The sequence below is a fragment of the Chryseobacterium sp. GW823-FHT05E08 genome, from assembly GCF_058795655.1.
Window position 1 is genome coordinate 15,178 of sequence record NZ_JBXAHY010000001.1, and the last position, 19,927, is coordinate 35,104.

Sequence of the window (19,927 nt, forward strand, 5' to 3'; positions counted from 1 at the left end):
ATTTATTTTAATAAACCTGAGGCTCTTCCTACACTTGAAGTTCCAAACCTGTTTTTGATTTTATCCATTGTCTGATACAGTGATATCAACTCTTCAGTATCTTCAAAGAGATCCATTTGATGGCATCCGTGAACCAGTCCGCTAAACTTTACGCCTACCAATCTTATTCTCATCCGTCTGGTATATACTTTTTTAAATAGTTCCAAAACATACCTGAGCATGGTATGGTCAGCTGAAGTGTAAGGAATCCTGCATTGTTTGGTTTCCGTATCAAAATTCGCATAGCGGAGTTTTACCACCACTACTGATACCAGCCATTTCTCAGCGCGGAGCTGATAACAGAGCTTTTCAACCATTCCGGAGAGTATACTTTGAATACCTTGAATATCTATGCTATCCTGAGCAAAAGTATCTTCTGTAGAAATAGATTTTCTTTCCGAATAAGGGACCACAGGATTTTCGTCAATTCCGTGTGCTTTTTTCCAGAGTTCATTTCCATTTTTACCAATCAGCTGCTGAAGAACGTCAACAGGCATTTCTGAAAGGGTCTGTATGGTTCTGATGCCTAGCCTTGACAGCAGCTGAAAGGTAACGTCGCCGACCATAGGAATCTTCTTTACCGAAAGTGGGTTCAAAAACGGTTGGATGTCAGGCTGCTTTACTTCCAGTCTTCCTGTCGGCTTCGATTCTCCGGTTCCTATTTTAGAGACGGTTTTATTGGCAGACAACGCAAAACTTATAGGTAATCCTGTGTTTTTCTGTACGTTTTCTGCGATTTCATATGTCCACTTATAGCATCCGAAAAACTTATCCATTCCAGAAAGATCCAAATAAAATTCATCGATACTTGCCTTTTCCACAACAGGAACTTTTTCCTGGATAATTTCCGTTACCATATGGGACATATTGGAATACATTTCCATATCTCCCTTTATAACTTTAGCTTCGGGACATAACCGTAAAGCCATTTTAATCGGCATGGCGCTTCTTACTCCGAAAAAACGGGTTTCATAAGAGCAGGACGCCACTACACCACGGTCTCCACCTCCTATGATGACAGGCTTTTTCTCCAATTCGGAGTTTTTCAGCCTTTCACAGGAAACAAAGAACGTATCCAAATCCATATGTACAATTGCTCTTTCCATGTGACAAAATTAGTCACGTTTTGAAACAAATTTTGTATTTTTGTTGTCTAAAATTGTAACAATGTCAAAATTCTCTGATAACATCGTGTTTTTGAGAGGAAAGAAAAATATGACTCAGCAAGAACTTGCAGATCTATTAATTCTTACCCGATCCAGATATGTCGCCTATGAATATGGCAGGACAGAACCTCCTATTGAAATATTGCTTAGAATTTCAAAATTCTATAACATAAGCATCGACTTATTGTTGACTGTAGATGTCAGAAAATTTTCTATCGAGGAACTCATGGAGCTTCCTGAGAATAGGATTGTTCTGCCTATAAAGGTTGATCAAGATGGAAACAATCAGATTGAGATTATCCCCCAAAAAGCTTCTATGGGCTACTTGAATGGCTATGGAGATCCAGAATATATAGAAGGTTTGGAGACCATATCATTACCTTTTTTAAAAGGGGGTAAGTTCAGAGCATTTCCAGCTGACGGAGATTCAATGCCCCCCTATAAGAACGGAACCTATATCGTAGGAAAATATGTAGAAAATCTTTCGGACTTGAAAACGGACAGAACGTATGTTTTTATTACCACCAATGATGGTATCAGCTACAAAAGATTTCAGTTTCATGAAGCAGATGGGATATGGGTAAAGGCTGACAATCAATTTTATGAACCGTATAAAATTCCATTGCCTGAAATTAAAGAAATCTGGGAGTTTGCCTGTAGTATTAATACCAAAGAATATGAGCCTGATGAATTTGCAGAACACCATATTCAAAATTTTATCACAGAAATTAAAACTGATATCAGACAGATCAAAGAAAAAATGGGAGATAAGAATTGAATTTATTTTGAGTACGCGGTATAATTAAAAAACTTCCCCGAAGGGAAGTAAAAACACAAATGATGAAAAAAAATTATTCCGTAGAAACGGAATAAGACAAAGTTAAATGATTTAAAGAAAAATTACAATGAGTCAGCTTAGTTTATTTGATGCAGAAGAGTTGTATGAGTTTCCAAAAGACCTTTTGGAATACAGAGAGAGTTTTCTGAGTAGGGAAGAAGCCGATCTGCTTAAAAACAAATTGTTGGAAACTGCTCCCTGGGAACAGCGTACTCAAAAAATGTATGATAAGATTGTGCTTACTCCAAGATTGACCGCTTGGTATGGGGATTCAAAATATAATGATTCTGAAGCAGAGAAAAAGCCAACCAATCCATGGACTCCTGAATTGTTTTCATTAAAACAAAGAATTGAAAAGGAATTTGGCTGCCAATTCAATGGGGTTCTGTTAAATCTATACCGTGATCATAATGACTCCGTTGCCTGGCATCGGGATAAGGAAAGCCGATATGGAAAACGACCTGTCATCGCATCCATCAGCCTTGGACAAACCAGAAACTTTGATTTCAGAAAGAAAGACCATCATCAGAGCAAATACAGTTTACCATTGCCTCATGGTTCCTTACTTATTATGAAAGGCGATCTTCAGGAAAGTTGGGAGCATCGGATCGCTAAGTCTACTGTTCCAATGAAAGAAAGAATTAATCTCACATTTCGATTCATCCGAATGTTAGGTCAATAATATTTAAATGTATTAACTTCCAACTTAACGTCTTGTTTGCAAAGAGAAAATTCATGCTCTCCGGCAGATATAAAATTAAAAACCAACCCTATGTCCATTACATATTACGATTTTAAAAATCTATCAAAGGAATCTCAATATAAACTTGTTAGTGCTGAGGGAGTTGTAATCAGTGAAACTCATAAGAATAAACTAAAGTTTATATTGTATAAATTATCATCCTTTTCAGTTGAAATTGTTTATAATGTTAGCAATGAGAAGATGGAAGGTTTAAATGTATTTCAGAATAACGCAGCGTATGAAAAATAGCATCTATAAATTATTACAATCGTTATAACCCAGTTAAAGTCCTGCTGTTTCAAAAAAGAGAATATAATAAAGTTGTCAAAACAATTTATCCATACTTCTCTTTCCATATTTTTTTTAATTGGGTGTATTTTTGATTTTTCTCTGCTTCTTTCCATTTTTTATAAAAAATATCCGCAGCTTTAGCTTTCTCTGGGTCACCCGTTCCTTTTTCCAACTGCTGATATCCTTTTTCAGCATTGTATTTTTTGCCTCCTTTAAAATTAAAGTACCGCCTTGCCCTTGTAAAGCCCATTTGAAGATATTTTCTTGCCATATCTGCTCCGACAAAGTCATCCTGTTCCAGATAATCCAAAAATATAGAAAAGATCATTTCTGAACTTACTTTGGCAATTTCTGTATTTTTGAAAAGCCAGTGTTTTCCTATTTCTGATTTATAAGGTTCACAGATCAAAACGCCCTGTTCACCTTTACCAACTTTATATTTCTCAGGATACAGACGGTAGTCTATATCGGACTTCCAGGCATAGTTGTCCTTATCGAAATTGAGGTAAGTTGGTTTGTCGCTGATCATTTAAATGAAGAAACAAACATGATGCCCTTGACTTGTTATTGTCTGTTATTTAATGAAATCCTTTATGGTCCAATACACTTTCAGTTCTTCAATAGCATTATCTTTGTGTGAATTTTGATTTAAAATATGATTATCCATGGAAGGCAATGAAGTGAGTTATCCAGTTTATTCTCCGGCGTCGGTAATAGGGATTTTCAGCAATGCGCTGAAGCTTAATGCGATGGTAAACCTCATTTATCTCAAAGGAAGATATTCCTATGGTGCAGGTAAGGCTTATGGTAATTATTACTATGACCAGCTTTTCTCGGAAGGGGATAATGTATCTATTGGAATCCGTATCTCTTCGCTGCTTAGAAGCAAGATCATAAACAATGAAATCTATATTTTGAGAGGCTTTATTGAGAAAAGTATCAAGAATTCATCTATTGAACTCCGTTTTGTGGTTGATGAGATCGTCCAGCAGGAGGAAAAATCGATATCGGAAGATGAACTGGAACGATATGGTCTGATCCAAAAAAAGTTGGAACAGGGATCAAAGAACCTTGAGACAATGATCAGAAATAAAATGCTAAAAGATGAAAAAATCAGAATCATCAACATTTATGGTAACAATGCTATTGTCCAAAAGGATTTTTACGAAGGGCTGGATGTTTCAGTAAAGTACTTCGATATTTCAGATGATAGCTGCAATATCACTTCCTCAACGGCCATTATCTCAAAACTAAAAGAAATTTCAGCATTGGATTACGATATTGTAGCCTTGGTAAGGGGAGGTGGTGATCGCCAAAGTATGGAAACTTTCAATAACATCAGCCTCTCAGAGGTCTTCATTACAATGGCTCCTATAACCGTAACAGCAATCGGCCATACCGTCGATGAAACATTACTCGATAAACTTGCCGATAAAAGATTTCACCTTCCCCACGATTATGGTGCCGGACTTCATTCCATCACCGAAAAGTTATCACATGAAAGATCCAATTCTAGGGCATTATTAATCGATGAGGTCAAAAAAGATGTGACAAAGCAGTTTTCGGAGCAGGTGGAAACCCTGGAAAAACAATTGAAGAAGAAAAATGAGGAATTTACAGAGGCTCAAAAAACCTATAAAGAACAGATAGAAACCCATAACAAAACTTTTGCGGATCAGCTAAAGGTCAGAAATGAAGAATTTCAAAAGCTTCAAAAATCTTCTACTGAACAGCTGGAAGGTATGCAAAAGAGTTTCCACGAGCAACAGAAACAGCGACAGCAAGAAATGGAAAACTACAAAAAAGAGATGGCAGTTTTATACGAAAAGAATGTTCAATCTTCAATCAATGAAAGAACGGCGTCTTTAAATACCACAGTGGAAACTTTGAGACAGGAAAATGCCAGATTGAATCAAGAAGTTCATAGCAGTAAAAATGATTACGTTAAAATTATCATCGCATTTTTATTGGCACTGGTAATTGGTTTTATGCTTGCAAAAATTCTTTAAAAGATAGGAATATATCCTTTTTACCTAAGCTGAGTGATCGGGTAACCTCTTAATGAATACATAGATAATGACGGATTGTCATTATTATTTATTCGCACAGAGTGTAAGGCCCTGCGTTACAAAATCTCCGTAAGAAATTTTTAATCCTTTCCAATTAGGGTCATCCAACCAGATCTCTTCAATCTTACTGATAGACGGATCATTATGTGAAGCGCCTTTTGCAGAACCATTTAGCGCATAGACCTTACCATTGCTCGCCCTGCCATAGATCTCTTTGTAACCTGAACAGTAGACCTCTAATTCATTAACGGAAAAAGGCCATTCTCCTATATAGTTCTGTTTGGTAAATGTAAGGGTGTTTCCTGCCTGAGGTGAATTGCAGGAGAAGATCAAAATAAAGATTGAAAATAGAATAAGATTTTTCATGGAACAGTATATATTTCTGACAAATGTAGAAATGTCAGCATTCAGATTTTTACGGAATTCCGTAAAAATTAAAAATTCTCAAGATCATACACTATAATGAGTTATTCCGGCTGAATGATAACGAATCTTACGAATGGGAATTCATTTTTAATATGGTCACGAATACGGTGTATGGCCTCTGTGATCTCTTCTGTATCCAGATGATCTTCGAAATCGATGATCAGCATCAGTACAACTTCTTCAGGTGACTGGTACGTAGAGAGTATACTTTTTGTTCTGACGACAGCAGTATCTTTTTCAGCCAGTTTAGCAATCTTTTCTCTTGTTTCAGGTGCTATGCCTTCACCCATCAGCAGGCTCCTGCTTTCCCTGGCCAGAATAAGCGAGACAAAAACCAGTATTAAGCCTACGATTACCGATGCCAGACCATCCAATGCTGGAATTTGTAACCAATGGCTGATCCCCATTAATATCATAACAACAAGCAGACCGGCAACTGCGGCACCATCTTCAAAAACTACAAGAAAACTTCCCGGATCTTTGCTTTTGATGATTGCATCCCACCATCTCAACCCGTTGCGGGTCTTGTTAAATTCTTTTACAGCGATAAACAAAGAGGTCCCTTCGAAAATAAGGGAAAGTATCAATACAATATAATTCCAGAATGGATCTTTCATCACCTCGGGTTCCATAATGTGCAAAATTCCCTGATAGATGGATAAAGCACCTCCTAAACCAAATATAAGAATTGAAACCACGAAGGACCAGAAATAGAGCTCCTTGCCGTACCCAAATGGATGAGACTCATCTGCGGGCTTCCTGCTCCTTTTGATTCCATATAAAAGCAGCAGCTGATTCGCGGTATCTACTGTTGAATGAATTCCTTCGGATATCATTGAAGAACTATTGGTAAATGCCCCTGCAATAAACTTTGTCAAAGCGATCAGTAGGTTAGCGGCAAGTGCACTGTAAATTGATTTGCGATTATTGGCCATTAATGATGGATATTAATAAGAGAACAATAAAATTACTTCAATACATTAAAACAGATAGATTCCCTATACGAGCTGATGTACTTAAATCATTAATAAAATTATGGCTTTTGTTTCAAAATAAAAAATATCTGAACAGATACTTAGAATTGAATTTTGAATTAAAACAATTTTATCTCTTCCATTATTATCTCATGGATCAACATATCGATCATTTTTAAAAGCTATTTAAAAAAATCAGTAAAAATCTTTTCGTTACTATGAAAAAGTAGTGATTTTATATGATTTCTGTTGATCAATTTTACATCACCAACAATCATAAAATCACCATTATGAATATTGAAAGAACAGAATTTATAGCCTGGATGGAGAGAATCATGGAAAGATTTGACCTACTGAAAGAACAAATGATTAAGAACCAATCCAGGTTTATAGAAGTAGACGGAGAGCAGCTTCTGGATAATCAGGATGTTTTACAGCTTTTAAAAATAAGTTCCCGATCATTACAGCGGTACCGGACTGATAAAAAGCTGCCTTACTATACCATCAGTGGAAAGTTGTACTATAAGCTTTCGGATGTCCATCAATTGATCAGAGAATGTTTAAACTCTTGATAGTAACAAGACATCTACAGCCAAATCATTCACCACCGTTCCAACCTTCAGGATTCTCTTAATTGAGCCTATATCTTGGTTCCATTAAATGAAATACAATGGAAAATGAATTGATAAACCCTCAGGAACCCAATGAACTCAAACCGGCAACAGACACACTCCTTGTCCTGAACATTCATACCAACCAGGTTGAAATGGTCAAAGGAATTGATCAAGATGGAAATCTTCAAAAGGTTCCTCCACAAGAAAAAAAGGATAATGAGCCGCTGATCAGAGTTGATAAGCACGGCGATCTATTTTCCAACTTCTTTTCCAATTTTTACCGGCAGCTTAAAAATCCCACGCATTTCAACTTTTTCAAAGTTTCAGAATATGATGCTGTTAATACCGCTAACGATCTTCAAAAATATGTCGATCAGGCATCACCCGAAGAAAAAGAAAAGCTGAAAGACTATGAAGTTTTACCTCAACACAACAACAATCCAAAAAATCAAAATATAATGGACAACAACACAGACAATCAAGAATATCGTTTTAAGCCTGAGCAAATCGACTGGAAAACGATGGAAAAGTTCGGACTTAATCAGGAGAAGCTTGAAAAAATGAATGCGATGGATTCATTACTCAGAGGTTTTAAAACCAATACATTAATTCCCATCACCATTAATCTGGGAACGGCAGTGAGCAAAATGGATGTCCGGTTATCCCTTCAAACAGGAGATACAGGACAGGTTGCCGTTCATTTGCATGGTATCCGAAAAGAACCTAATCTTAACAGTAAATTCTTAGGTCATCAGTTCAGTGATGAAGATAAAAAGAATCTAAAGGAAACCGGGAATATGGGCAGGGTAGTCAATCTGGTTAATCCTAAAACCGATGAAATCATTCCATCTGTCATCAGCCGTGACCGTTTAACCAATGAATTGGTAGCCTATAGAGCGGAGTACATGAAAATCCCTGATGAAATAAAAGGAATTAAGCTTGATGAACATCAGAAACAAACCCTACTGGAAGGAGCACCATTGTATCTTGAAGGCATGACCTCTAAAAAAGGTGAACTTTTCGATGCCACCGTACAGTTCAATGCGGATAAGCGGTATGTGGAATTTCTGTTCAATAATAATCAGAATCAACAACAAAGTCAATATCACCATAACCAACAGCAACCCCAACATACGGATCAAGAAGCGCCCAAAATATTCAGAGGAAAAGAACTGGACGATTCACAATATGAAAAGTTCAAAGCCGGGCAAACCGTGTACGTTGACGGTCTTACCGATGCTAAAGGTAAAGCCTATCAAGGTTATATTACCTTCAACAAAGAGACTTCCAAAACCGATTTCTCCTTCAATCATCCTAATAAACTTAAAGAGGAGGCAAAACCTACAGAAGATCATAAGACCCAAACTGCTGTGAACACCCAAGGTAAAACCAATGAAGCTACTAAAAGTGTGAAGGAGGCTTTAGAATCAAAACAGCAGCAGCCTGTTAATAAGCAGCAGGAAGATCAGCAAAAAAAGGTTAGAAAACCAAGAGGACAAAAACTATAATAATCATCTAAATCCATCATATGAAAGCAATCATCGCAGAAAAACCGAGTGTCGCAAGAGAAATTGCACAATTATTAGGAGCCCATGAAAAGAAAGATGGTTATTTATCCGGTAATGGCTATTGTATCACCTGGGCATTAGGACATCTGATCGCATTAGGAATGCCGGAAGATTATGGTATAAGAGGCTTTAACAAAGCCTCTTTGCCTATCTTTCCCAAGCCCTTTATTCTGACTCCCAAAAAACTAAAGAAAGCAAAAGGCTATGAGCCTGATCCTTCAGCTTTAAAACAACTCAACACCATACAGCAAGTCATCAATCAATGCAGCAGTATTATTGTCGCAACAGATGCAGGAAGGGAAGGAGAGTTGATCTTCCGCTATATCTATCACTACATACAGTGCAATAAACCTTTTGAAAGACTCTGGATAAGCTCCCTTACCGAAAAGGCAATACAGGACGGATTTAAAAACCTTCAGCCAGGCGATACCTTTGAAGGTTTATATCAAGCTGCTAAAGCCAGAAGCAAAGCGGACTGGCTGGTAGGAATCAATGCCACCCAGGCATTAACCATCGCAGGAAACCAAGATGTTTATTCATTAGGCAGAGTGCAGACACCGACCCTTGCTTTAATCTGCCAACGGTTTCTTCAGCATCAAAACTTCACCAAGCAAAAGTACTTTCAAATCCAGCTGAATCACAGAAAAGAATATACAGACTTCATTAGCCTTTCATTATTACAATGGGAAGAAAAAAAACAGGCAGAACAAATCCAAAAATCTATAGAGCGGGAGGGAAAAGCTGTTGTAGAAGATGTATCCATTACAACAGTGCAGGAACAGTCTCCATTACTTTTCGATCTCACGGAATTACAGAAAGAAGCCAACCGAAAATTGGGACTTTCTGCCGATGAGGTTTTACAGATTGCCCAAAGTTTATATGAAAAGAAATTCATTACCTATCCCAGAACCGGCAGCAAGTATATTCCTGAAGATTTATGGCCTGAAATTCCTGAACTGGTCAGAATCCTCAATGCAACCCATCATTTCAAGCCACCCATATCAACTTTAAAGTTCGGAAATTTCAATAAGCGGATTGTCAATGATCTAAAAGTTACCGACCATCACGGATTACTCATAACAACCAAAACACCTTCCGCACTTAGCGCTACGGAAAAAGCCATTTATGATATGATTGCTTACCGTTTATTAGAATCCTTGTCCCATGCCTGCACCAAACAAGTCAGCCACATCATCATCAAAGTACATCATTATGAATTCCAGATCAAAGGCTCTACAATCCTAGAGAAAGGCTGGAGAGCCATCAAAGGAATTCTATCTGACAATGAAAATTCCAATAATAAATATGAAGTCCTTACTGAGCTTCCGGAATTCAAAATAGGAGATGAGCTGAAGATATCAAAAACCGAACTACTGGAAAAAGTAACGCAACCTCCCAAACTTTTTACTGAAGCTGACCTTTTATCAGCCATGGAAAATGCAGGCCGATCTATTGAAAACAAAGAAGAACAAAAAGCACTCTCCAATATCGGCATTGGAACCCCAGCCACCAGAGCTTCCATTATCGAAACGCTGCTCAGCAGAAACTATATCACTAGAAAAAGCAAAACATTAATTCCCACAGATAAAGGCTTGCAGGTTTACAATCTTGTCAAAGACAAAAAAATAGCCAATGTCCAAATGACCGCAGAATGGGAAATAGCACTGGATAGAATTGAAAAAGGTGAACTCAGTAAAAACCAATTCATCAACGACATCCAACACTATACAACTGAAATCACCAACGAACTTTTATCACTTCATATTCCCCAAGAAAATATTCCACAATTAATATGCCCCAAATGCCAACAACATCATCTTATGATCAAAGAAAAAATTGTCAAATGCCCAGATGAACAATGCGGTTGGATTCTCTTTAGAACCATATGCGGAGTACAACTTAGCATAAAAGATCTTGCTTTACTATTAACTCAAAACAAAACATCACTCATTAAGAATATGAAAAGCAAAAACGGTAAAAAGTTTGATGCTTATTTAAGTTTTGATGATAAAGTAAATTTGATTTTTAAATTTTGTTAGATGATTAAAGATCATATTTTTAATCTTATTGTTTCTGAAATCGATTTTAAGCTAATTCCTTGCACAAACTTTTGTACTCTTGAAATGAATTTGCAAACTCTTGGGCGAATTCAAAATTACTTATTTGATATTCCTCATTAACACCACTACTGGAAGAAATCCTCAGCCTTGCGTATTGAACAACAGGTATCTGATAATTGCTCTTGAATCTTTTGTCGGGAGTTCCGTTTTTATTGACTTTCGCCCATGTTTTTCTAATAACTTTTGAATCACGAGGAACACTGCTGGTTTCGGTAAAACTTACAGAAGAAAATGTAACATTAAGTTCATCAAGCCCAATAATTGCAAAGTTCTGATCATTTTTATACATCAGTATAAATGTTGGATAAAAATATATATCCGCTCCATTCACATTTTGAAAATATATAGCTTCATAGTTTGATGTGATGATGGGAAGTGATTTAAAACCAATTCTTGCATCTTTTCTGTTGACCAACGTGCTGGCGCTAGATCGGGCAGCCACACGATCCTGAAAATGCGCTCCGGTAATATCCCATATTTTATGTGCTGTAGTTAGATTTTTAAAAGAATGCTGTAATTGTTCATACTTTCTCTTAGAGGGATCATCGAACTGTATGTCTATATTAACAGCCGAGTTATCAATTACAATCTTGGTTTCTTTAAGAGCTTCTTTTTGTGCTTTAATATCCTCATTTATCTGTTGTACAATATTTTTGTTTACCAACCCATATATAAAGATATAACTTGCAACTTTCTTGGTCTTGGTAAAGGTTAACGCTTTTTTTATTTTCTTCAGATCCGTCTTCAATTCCGCTTTTTGCTGTTGAGCCATTAAGATAGATTCTTTGATACCTGCCATATTTTGAGATGTTATCTCGTGAATATCGGCACTAAAAATGTTATCTGATAACTCAGTGTAAAAAGGTTGTGGATCAGGATAAGATTGCAAGGAAGTCCTTGATGATGAAGAACCGGAAAGCCTGTATGAATTTGAAAAACCTGAAAAATTGGTATTAAGTCTCGTGCCTGACGAACTCAAATTTACACTCATACCTTTAACCCCAATACTCGTAGAAATTCCTCTTTTGCTGAAATTCAAATGTACACCGGGAATTATTTTGATTCTCTTTCTGTATGACCAAGCCATGATATAGTTTTTAAGATGATTGCAATCACAAATCTAAACTACTACAGACAGAAAAGTTTACGGAAAACCGTAATCTCATCAGGAATTATTCTTCGCTATTTCATTTAGTTTGCTAATCAACCTCTCTTTCTCACCACTTCCTGTAGTGGAAAATCGTACAAAAGGTATTCTATACTTCTCTAAAATCTCATTCTTCATACGATCTCTTCCAGCTTGCTTGCTTTCCGTTTTATGATACTCATAACCATCAACTTCAATAGCCAATGCAAGGTTTTTCCCCAGCTTATTATAGATCAGAAAATCAAGGTGTGTAGCATGATGTCTTGCGTAGCGTTCTTCTTCAGCACTTAATCTCGAAAAATCTAACAGTAAATTTCTTAATGGATGATGCAGAATAACGCCATATTTTGAAAATTGATCGTTGGATAACACTTCCGTTATTAACGCATACATTAGATTTTCACTGTCGAAAACAGATTCCTTTTTTTGATATGATAAAAGTGTTCTTCTTTTTTCTTCATACCCTTTGTACAGGTAGTCAAAAATAGAGTGTACCTCACTATTTATTGTAGTGAAATTATTGTAATCAATATAACGGATCAGATCTGAGATATTCGTGTCATTGTCACTTTCATTTCCGTTCACCAATAGAATCAGCTGATCTTTGGCTCTGGAAATGGCTACATTCAGACGGTTAGGATTGTCGGTGAATTCTGAGATTTCATTATCTACAGTAGAGAGAATGATTACATCATTTTCTCTTCCTTGAAATTTATCCACCGTATCGGCTTTGATATCTGTTCCGTGAAATGTTCTTTGCAGTGCTAAGGTCTGATTACGGTAAGGCGTTACAATTCCCAGATTCACACCCTCCAGCTTTTGTTGTGGAATGATTTCCTGAATAATGACATCAATCTGTCGCTGATTCTCTCTTTGGCGAGCATGGTTACCTTCAGCTGTTTTATATACCAGTAAAGGTTCTCTTTCCGTCTGTCCTTCCGAAAGGATGATCAACTGATCGTTATAAAACTTACGGTTACAAAAATTAATGATTTTAGGATGACAGCGATAATGTTCTTTTAACAGTGTTTTAGGTACTTCCGGGAATACTTCTGTGATAGAAGAAAGCAGGCTATGACTGGAATACCGATAAGGTTCCGGAATATCATAGTTCTTAAAGATCTGATCTGTATTTTCTACTGTTTCCGAATCCACTACATTGGGAAGCTGTTTTAAATCTCCAACAATGACAGCCCGTTTTGCGCAGGATAATGCGAGTACACCCGTTGCGAGATCCACTTGTGAAGATTCATCAACAATCACATAATCGTAGACTACGTTTTCAGCAAGACTTCTTCTCAATGAGTAGGTTGTACTCATAATAACAGGATAATCTTTAATAAACTCTTCTGATTTAAAACGAAGATCCCATTCGGTATATTCTGAACGTTTTTCTTCTTTATATTTTTGGTAGAGTTTGTTTTTAAACAGCTGCATTGATCCTTCCGTATATTCTTTCATTTTATCATGGAAGGAAAAATGCTGTAATGTATTTTGCAGTTCCTGCTTTCTGAAATCAAGCTCTGAAATTTTTACTCCATAGTATTTTGCCTGGACAATTCTGATCATTTCTTCATACGATAAGGTATAAAAAATCTTATCTCTTACCCCATACAGAAAAGGAAATATCAGTTTACGCCACCAGTAAAATTTCTTGCCTGTTTTCTCATAGTCTTCCAAGGTAACCCATAAAGAAAGCAGCTGATCTGAACTGACATTCTTTTTAAAACGGATTTCAGTTGCCAAAGTGACATCATTTGTAAAATGCTGATGTTCTGTTTTGATCTTATCTATTTCGAGTGTAAGTAAAGCCAGTTCATTCTTAAGTTCCAATTTTTCAGCAAGTTCAGCAAAAAGAAGTGGAGTAGATTGAATAAGAGATTGTTCCTGTTCTTTCTCTAATCTAAAACCTGATAAATCCGGAATTTCAGTCTGAGCATCGATAAATTCTTTTTTATTCTGACTGCTTCCCAATAATGCCGCTATAAAAGAAACTCCCTTACTCTCCAGCTTCTCAAAAACATTTTTTGTTGCCGAATTATTGCTTGAAACCACAGCCACACTCTGATTATTCATTACCGCATTGGCAATAATATTAAGAATAGTCTGTGTCTTTCCTGTTCCAGGAGGACCTTCAATAACGCTTAGCGGATTTGAAAACGCATTGTCAACTCCTGCTTTCTGACTTAAATTAAAACCAAAAGGAAAGATTTCAATAGGAGAGGTGTGGTAATTCTTATCGGGTTCTTTCCCGTTAAGATAATTGTAAAGAATAGAAGTTTCGGGGATAACAGATATCCTCTTATAGCTATTGGCCAGAATATTATTGTCTGGTTCTATCTTTAAACCAACGCTTTCCGCGATCGCCTTTATGTAAGAAAAAATATTTCCTGCTCTCTCACTTTGAAGAGCAGATCTAACAATCTTAATTCTGCTTTGAGGATAAGAATAAGCCCTACCATTACTTTTATACACCACTACACATTTATTGTCATCAAAAGAGTAAGATTCTATTTCATCAGTTCTGTCTTTGCCATCGATATTGATAGTCTGTTTTTTGAGGATATGTGAATATTTTTTTTGCATGTGCTATTAGTTGTTTACAAATATAATAACTTGACATCAAATTTTTCTGGTAAGAATTAGTTATACCTTAGAGAAAGAAAATGTCATTGGATATAAGAAAATTGAGAAATACTAATTACATTTAAAACTAATAATTATTGAAAAGTCTCTGAAATCGTGATATAGCAATTGACGGAATTTATCATTCTAGAGAAATAAAAAGTAAATATTTAGATTTAAGTAAATGATTATTTTGAATTAATAAAAGATTTAAAATTGGATGAGATTGAATTAATAAGCCTAATAAATGTTACTGAAAATTTTGCAGAACAATCTTAAATAAAAGTATGTAAGTCATTTTAGTTTTGCTTTTGTTTTTTAATCTACAATTAAATGGATCAATAAGGTCTGTAAATACAGATAATCGGTATATTTGTAGGCTATTTAAATTTCTTGAATCAAGGAGTTTCAAATTTTAATCTAACTTTTTATGCTACATAATAACCCAATATTAAAGGCTTTAATTGACCGACTTTGGAATAACTTCTGGAGTGGAGGTATTAGTAACCCACTTACTGCCATTGAACAAATTACCTACTTGATTTTTATGAAACAAATGGATGATTTGGAAGTCAAACGCGAACGAGATGCTGAAATTACAGGAATAACTTATGATTCCAAATTTGTTGGAAAATACAAAGTGCCAGGTAGTAATGAATTTGTAGACAAACAAGACTTGCGTTGGAATAACTTTAAAGGTATGCCAGGGGAAGCCATGTTATTGCATGTTCAAACCAAAGTATTTCCTTTTTTAAAAGAATTTGATGGTGGTACTAAATTCACTAAGGCGATGGCTAATGCTGTTTTTATCATGCCAAAGCCCTCCTTATTAAAAGAAGCTATTAAAATCATTGAAGATATTTTTTTAGAGATCAAAAAGGATGCTGTTAAAGGCGGCCATGCATTTCAAGATATACAAGGTGATGTGTATGAAATGTTGTTGGGTGAAATTGCCAGTGCAGGTAAAAATGGACAATTTAGAACACCTCGTCACATTATTAAATTGATGAATGACCTTGTGCAACCACAATTGGGACAGCGAATTGTTGACCCAGCTTGTGGGACAGCAGGTTTTTTATTGGGTGCTTATCAGTATATTTTGACAGATCTGGTACGCAAAGAAAACCCAATTGCTTTAAAGCCAGACGAAGACGGCTTTATGCGTGCGACAGTTGCAACTACTTTGAATGAAAATTTAAAGCATATTGTTGAAGATTCTTTATTTGGGTATGATATTGACACTACCATGGTGCGTTTGGGATTAATGAACTTGATGATGCACGGTATTGATCAGCCCAATATTGACTATAAAGATACCCTTAGCAAATCATATAATGAAGATGTCCAATTTGATATTGTGTTAGCTAATCCACCTTTTACCGGAAATATCGATAAAGGTGACATTAATGAAATCTTAAAACTGAATACTACAAAAACTGAATTACTTTTCATTGAGCGTATACATAAAATGCTTAAAATAGGTGGAACCGCTGCTATTGTGATACCTCAAGGCGTATTATTTGGTAGTGGAAAAGCTTTTGTAGAATGCCGTAAAATAATGGTAGAAAAAAGTGAGTTAAAAGCTGTGATTAGTATGCCTGCTGGTGTTTTTAAACCTTATGCAGGGGTCAGCACGGCAATTTTAATTTTTACTACTGGTAGTCAAACAAGTAATGTTTGGTTCTACGACATGCAAAATGATGGGTATACTCTAGATGATAAACGTAATAAAATTGAAAAAAGTGATTTATTAGATATTGTTCAGCTGTATCATAAAAGAATTAATATACCAAGCACTGACGAGCAGCGTGAAACTAACTACTTTACAATAGCAAAAAAAGAAATAGTTGAGAACAATTATGATTTAAGTTTTAATAAATACAAACGTGAGGTCTATCAGGAAATAAATTATGAAGAACCAAAAGTAATATTTGAAAAACTAGAGGCTATTGAAGTTAATATTATTAAAGGGATTAGTGAATTAAAAGATTTGATTTAATGAAGTTTGAAAAATTAGAAAAATTAATAACCATTCTTTCTGGATATGCTTTTAAGTCATCATTTTTTAATGACACAGAAGACGGCTTACCTTTAATTAGGGTTCGAGATGTGAATTCTGGATTTGCTGGAATATATTATTCAGGAAAATATGATGAATCATTTGTTATTAAAAATAATGATATTCTGATTGGATTAGATGGCGATTTTCGATGTATAACATGGACAATGGGCAAGGCTTTGCTAAATCAACGTGTTTGTAAAATTGTTCCTGATACAAAGTTAATAAATGAAAATTATTTACTTCATTTTTTGCCTTCTGCCTTAAATAAAATTCATCGAAATACAAATTATACAACAGTAAAGCACTTATCAACAAAAAGTATAAAGGACATTAGAATTCCTTTGCCCTCATTAAAAGACCAGATACGTATTGCAGAAATTTTAACACAAGCAGACTCCTTAATCAAACAAAGGAAAGAAAGTATTTCGCTTTTAGATGAACTTTTAAATAGTAATTTTTTGGAGATGTTTGGAGATCCTATTAAAAATGAAAAAAAGTATAACTCAGTAATATTAGAAGAAATTTGTAACAACATTTTTTTAGGTCTTACTTCTAAGGTAGATTATGTTGATGAAGGGGGGTATCCTCTCATTAGAGCAACTGATATCAATTCGGGAAAATTATCTTTTGATAATGTCAAATATATTTCTGAGAAACAGCATAAATTAATTACAAAAAATAGGATTACTAAAAGAGGTGATTTACTTGTAAGCAAATCAGGTTCATTAGGAACTTGTGCGATTGTTGATAGCGATAGAGAATTCACAACGTATGAAAGTATAATCACAATTCAACCCAAAAAAGAATTTTTAAATAATTATTACCTAATTTATTTATTAAGAAATCAGAATTTTAAAACTAAGATGTTAGGGCGTAAAGTTGGGGGAACAGTTGGACATTTAAATCTTCAAATGTTTAGAAATATGGTTATTAATTTACCACCTATTGAATTCCAAAACAAATTTGCCTTAATAGTTGAGAAAGTAGAATTTCTAAAAAAGGAGTATGAGGCTATTTTGAGGGAGTTAGAAAATTTGTATAAGGTTTTGAGTCAAAAGGCCTTTACAGGTGAGTTGAATTTCAGTAAAGTTAGTTCAAAAATATATAAAGAAGAAATAAAAACACCTGTTGCTGGTTCTGTAGAGCCGCAAATTGAAGTTGAAAGCCTTCCAGTTTTTCCAGAAAAAGAGAAACAATTCAAAGATATACAGCTTGATAAATATTATGAAATTCCAACGGAAATAATTGCAAAGTATGGAAGCATTGAAGGTTATCAGCAAGACTGGGAATTTTTACTTAAAAAGTTTTTTTACAATATCCCAGTAGATTTATCTAAACTTGAAGATATCTATCATAAATTGTATTATCAGCGTGGTGATGATTTCGAATTTGAAGATTTGAAAGAGTTTATTTTCGAAGAACTGTCAAAACCTAAATCATTTATAAGACAAAAATATAATTCAGAAACTAAACAACTAGAACTAGTAATAAATGAAGTTAAAACGTCTTAAATTACATTCTCAATTTAGAAGCTTGCAGGCAGGTTTTGAAATAGACTTTCTTAATGAGTCTAATTCAGCAAAGATGTGGGATTTTATGCCCTATTGTTTTGTAGGTAGAAATGGTTCAGGAAAATCAAATATACTTGAAGTTTTAGCAGAAATTTTTTATCACATTGAATGTATCTATTTAGATTTTAGACCCGATGGTTTTAATGGAGAAGGTAAACTCGATACGGGAGGATTTCTTGCTGAAAGTTGTAATCCTGATGCCTTTGAATTAGAATATTATTATTATATCAAAGGAGATTATTCCAGAAAGCATTATAGTTCTTCTTATAATATTGGTTATGACGCACATATAAAGATTGAAAAGAAAAGTAATGAATCTCCAAAAGTCTATTGGTTGAATAGAGCAGAATGTGTTAAAAGTGGAAATATATTATTGGAAAGAATAGAGGTTAAAGATTTTTTGCCTGACTTTATAGTAGCTTATTCCTCTGGTGAAAATCAAATAATTAATCTTCCCTTTTTTAAAATGCGATTTATACAATATGATGAATATTTGTACCGATTAATTAAGGATTTCGATTACATTAAGCCTGAAAGTCGTTTCGTACATTTAGACGAATACTACAATCAAGCCGTTTTGTTGTCCATTTATTTATTACGTGAAAAAGAATCTCTCTTACAGTTTAAGAAAGAATTAGGACTTGATGATATAAAGTCTTTTAGGCTTATTATTAAACAAGATCAATTTGAAAAAGTTCACAATGATGTTTTAAAAACAATTCCACAACAGGATAAGAAAGATAAAACTAAAATTACTCGTGAATTGACTTCTTTGATTAGTAAATCAATTGAACGTTTAAAAGCGTGTTGTACAACATCCTATTTTAAAAATGATACCAAAGAACTTATATTAGATTATTTTGTCGATAAAGAATGCAGAGAAGCTTTTAAATTTCATTTTGCAGATGATGCTTTCGAGTTGTTTAGAACATTCCAAGTTTTACTTAATTTGAATAATTATAAAACACCAAAAAAGGTAAAACAAAAAGTTTATCATTCTAAAAATATTTATATTAATCAGGATGTAATTCCTTTACCTTATGATGAAGAACGAATCTTTAGATTTAAAAATGTTATTTTAAAAAAAGATAAACTTGATGAAGTAATTTACACCAAATCTTTATCAGATGGTGAATATCAATTTATTCATTCCATTGGATTATGCTTGTTATTCAGAGATACTAACTCTCTGTTTTTATTAGATGAACCAGAAACACACTTTAATCCTGATTGGCGCTCTAATTTTATTTCGACATTAAGAGATTGTTTAAAACAAGATGAAGCAAGCTCATTAGACAATAGAAGAGACCTACTAATTACTTCTCACTCACCATTTATAATATCTGATTGCCAACCTGAAAATGTTATAATTTTTGATAAGCAAAATAAAAAAGTAGAACATCAAACGGCCAAAGACAAAGGCATAAGAACTTTTGGAACCTCAGCTAATATTTTAACGGAAGAGATTTTTGGTAAAAAAGAGTCTATCTCCAAACTTTCATTAGAAATTATTGAAAGAATTAAAAACATGCCCTTAAACAGCCCCGAAGAAATATTAGCTGCAAAGGAAGAAGCAAGAATATTAGGAGAATCAGTAGAAAAAGTATTATTGTTTAGAGAATTGATTATCAAAGAAAACGAATTAAATAAGCACAATGATAGGTAGTTACAAATA

At 34.7% G+C, this 19,927-nt stretch carries 15 protein-coding genes; 9 read left to right on the forward strand and 6 right to left on the reverse strand.

All coding sequences use genetic code 11. The features are described from left to right. Positions 1 to 2: 2 nt before the first annotated feature. Complete coding sequence (gene dinB, locus AC1Q7L_RS00075; protein ID WP_073174681.1) at positions 3 to 1,145, reverse strand: DNA polymerase IV; 1,143 nt, start codon at positions 1,143 to 1,145, stop codon at positions 3 to 5. A gap of 61 nt (positions 1,146 to 1,206) precedes the next feature. Here dinB and AC1Q7L_RS00080 point away from each other — a divergent pair, with 61 nt between their 5' ends. Beyond that, a complete protein-coding gene (locus tag AC1Q7L_RS00080; protein WP_073174680.1) occupies positions 1,207 to 1,983 on the forward strand; it encodes an XRE family transcriptional regulator in 777 nt (258 codons plus the stop codon). A gap of 127 nt (positions 1,984 to 2,110) precedes the next feature. After that, on the forward strand, positions 2,111 to 2,725 hold the full coding sequence (locus tag AC1Q7L_RS00085) for an alpha-ketoglutarate-dependent dioxygenase AlkB family protein (RefSeq protein ID WP_073174679.1): 615 nt from the start codon (positions 2,111 to 2,113) through the stop codon (positions 2,723 to 2,725). A gap of 394 nt (positions 2,726 to 3,119) precedes the next feature. Here the strand turns inward: AC1Q7L_RS00085 and AC1Q7L_RS00090 are convergent, their stop codons facing one another. After that, positions 3,120 to 3,605, reverse strand: coding sequence for a DUF4385 domain-containing protein (locus tag AC1Q7L_RS00090; RefSeq protein ID WP_492305907.1), 486 nt, complete (start codon positions 3,603 to 3,605; stop codon positions 3,120 to 3,122). A 151-nt stretch (positions 3,606 to 3,756) separates the two neighbouring features. Between AC1Q7L_RS00090 and AC1Q7L_RS00095 the strand changes: the two genes are divergently transcribed. Further along, entirely contained in the window at positions 3,757 to 5,085 is a 1,329-nt protein-coding gene (locus AC1Q7L_RS00095; RefSeq protein ID WP_492305906.1) for an exodeoxyribonuclease VII large subunit, read from the forward strand. A gap of 84 nt (positions 5,086 to 5,169) precedes the next feature. On the opposite strand, the gene AC1Q7L_RS00100 is transcribed toward AC1Q7L_RS00095, so the two are convergent. Further along, entirely contained in the window at positions 5,170 to 5,511 is a 342-nt protein-coding gene (locus AC1Q7L_RS00100) for a DUF2511 domain-containing protein (protein WP_073174675.1), read from the reverse strand. 101 nt (positions 5,512 to 5,612) lie between these two features. After that, the gene (locus AC1Q7L_RS00105) at positions 5,613 to 6,506 is read right to left on the reverse strand and encodes a cation diffusion facilitator family transporter (RefSeq protein WP_073174674.1); all 894 of its coding nucleotides are present in this window, start codon (positions 6,504 to 6,506) and stop codon (positions 5,613 to 5,615) included. A gap of 329 nt (positions 6,507 to 6,835) precedes the next feature. On the opposite strand from AC1Q7L_RS00105, the gene AC1Q7L_RS00110 reads away from it, so the two are divergent. The 3 genes from AC1Q7L_RS00110 (at position 6,836) to AC1Q7L_RS00120 (ending at position 10,766) form a co-directional block, all read left to right on the forward strand. Then, a complete protein-coding gene (locus tag AC1Q7L_RS00110; protein ID WP_073174892.1) occupies positions 6,836 to 7,117 on the forward strand; it encodes a helix-turn-helix domain-containing protein in 282 nt (93 codons plus the stop codon). 98 nt (positions 7,118 to 7,215) lie between these two features. After that, a complete protein-coding gene (locus AC1Q7L_RS00115) occupies positions 7,216 to 8,667 on the forward strand; it encodes a DUF3945 domain-containing protein (RefSeq protein ID WP_073174672.1) in 1,452 nt (483 codons plus the stop codon). A 20-nt stretch (positions 8,668 to 8,687) separates the two neighbouring features. Then, a complete protein-coding gene (locus AC1Q7L_RS00120; RefSeq protein WP_492305905.1) occupies positions 8,688 to 10,766 on the forward strand; it encodes a type IA DNA topoisomerase in 2,079 nt (692 codons plus the stop codon). 46 nt (positions 10,767 to 10,812) lie between these two features. Here the strand turns inward: AC1Q7L_RS00120 and AC1Q7L_RS00125 are convergent, their stop codons facing one another. Both AC1Q7L_RS00125 and AC1Q7L_RS00130 read right to left on the reverse strand, forming a co-directional pair. Continuing rightward, positions 10,813 to 11,934, reverse strand: a complete 1,122-nt coding sequence (locus AC1Q7L_RS00125) for a DUF4236 domain-containing protein (protein WP_492305904.1) — start codon at positions 11,932 to 11,934, stop codon at positions 10,813 to 10,815. A 78-nt stretch (positions 11,935 to 12,012) separates the two neighbouring features. After that, positions 12,013 to 14,580 (reverse strand): AAA domain-containing protein, encoded by a 2,568-nt coding sequence (locus AC1Q7L_RS00130; RefSeq protein WP_492305903.1) that lies wholly within the window; start codon positions 14,578 to 14,580, stop codon positions 12,013 to 12,015. A 469-nt stretch (positions 14,581 to 15,049) separates the two neighbouring features. On the opposite strand from AC1Q7L_RS00130, the gene AC1Q7L_RS00135 reads away from it, so the two are divergent. Genes AC1Q7L_RS00135 through AC1Q7L_RS00145 form a run of 3 tightly spaced genes read left to right on the forward strand, consistent with a single transcriptional unit; the run spans position 15,050 to position 19,918 of the window. Continuing rightward, positions 15,050 to 16,618, forward strand: coding sequence for a type I restriction-modification system subunit M (locus tag AC1Q7L_RS00135; RefSeq protein WP_492305902.1), 1,569 nt, complete (start codon positions 15,050 to 15,052; stop codon positions 16,616 to 16,618). Continuing rightward, positions 16,618 to 18,192: a restriction endonuclease subunit S gene (locus AC1Q7L_RS00140; RefSeq protein ID WP_492305901.1), complete on the forward strand. Its 1,575-nt coding sequence runs from the start codon at positions 16,618 to 16,620 to the stop codon at positions 18,190 to 18,192. Before AC1Q7L_RS00135 ends, AC1Q7L_RS00140 begins: the two co-directional genes overlap by 1 nt. Then, positions 18,173 to 19,918, forward strand: a complete 1,746-nt coding sequence (locus AC1Q7L_RS00145) for a restriction system-associated AAA family ATPase (RefSeq protein WP_492305900.1) — start codon at positions 18,173 to 18,175, stop codon at positions 19,916 to 19,918. Before AC1Q7L_RS00140 ends, AC1Q7L_RS00145 begins: the two co-directional genes overlap by 20 nt. Positions 19,919 to 19,927 lie beyond the last annotated feature (9 nt).

Coding starts and splice junctions, on each gene's coding strand:
- dinB (WP_073174681.1), bottom strand. CDS start 1,145: ATGGAAAGAGCAATTGTACATATGGATTTGGATACGTTCTTTGTTTCC.
- AC1Q7L_RS00080 (WP_073174680.1), top strand. CDS start 1,207: ATGTCAAAATTCTCTGATAACATCGTGTTTTTGAGAGGAAAGAAAAAT.
- AC1Q7L_RS00085 (WP_073174679.1), top strand. CDS start 2,111: ATGAGTCAGCTTAGTTTATTTGATGCAGAAGAGTTGTATGAGTTTCCA.
- AC1Q7L_RS00090 (WP_492305907.1), bottom strand. CDS start 3,605: ATGATCAGCGACAAACCAACTTACCTCAATTTCGATAAGGACAACTAT.
- AC1Q7L_RS00100 (WP_073174675.1), bottom strand. CDS start 5,511: ATGAAAAATCTTATTCTATTTTCAATCTTTATTTTGATCTTCTCCTGC.
- AC1Q7L_RS00105 (WP_073174674.1), bottom strand. CDS start 6,506: ATGGCCAATAATCGCAAATCAATTTACAGTGCACTTGCCGCTAACCTA.
- AC1Q7L_RS00110 (WP_073174892.1), top strand. CDS start 6,836: ATGAATATTGAAAGAACAGAATTTATAGCCTGGATGGAGAGAATCATG.
- AC1Q7L_RS00115 (WP_073174672.1), top strand. CDS start 7,216: ATGGAAAATGAATTGATAAACCCTCAGGAACCCAATGAACTCAAACCG.
- AC1Q7L_RS00120 (WP_492305905.1), top strand. CDS start 8,688: ATGAAAGCAATCATCGCAGAAAAACCGAGTGTCGCAAGAGAAATTGCA.
- AC1Q7L_RS00125 (WP_492305904.1), bottom strand. CDS start 11,934: ATGGCTTGGTCATACAGAAAGAGAATCAAAATAATTCCCGGTGTACAT.
- AC1Q7L_RS00130 (WP_492305903.1), bottom strand. CDS start 14,580: ATGCAAAAAAAATATTCACATATCCTCAAAAAACAGACTATCAATATC.
- AC1Q7L_RS00135 (WP_492305902.1), top strand. CDS start 15,050: ATGCTACATAATAACCCAATATTAAAGGCTTTAATTGACCGACTTTGG.
- AC1Q7L_RS00140 (WP_492305901.1), top strand. CDS start 16,618: ATGAAGTTTGAAAAATTAGAAAAATTAATAACCATTCTTTCTGGATAT.
- AC1Q7L_RS00145 (WP_492305900.1), top strand. CDS start 18,173: ATGAAGTTAAAACGTCTTAAATTACATTCTCAATTTAGAAGCTTGCAG.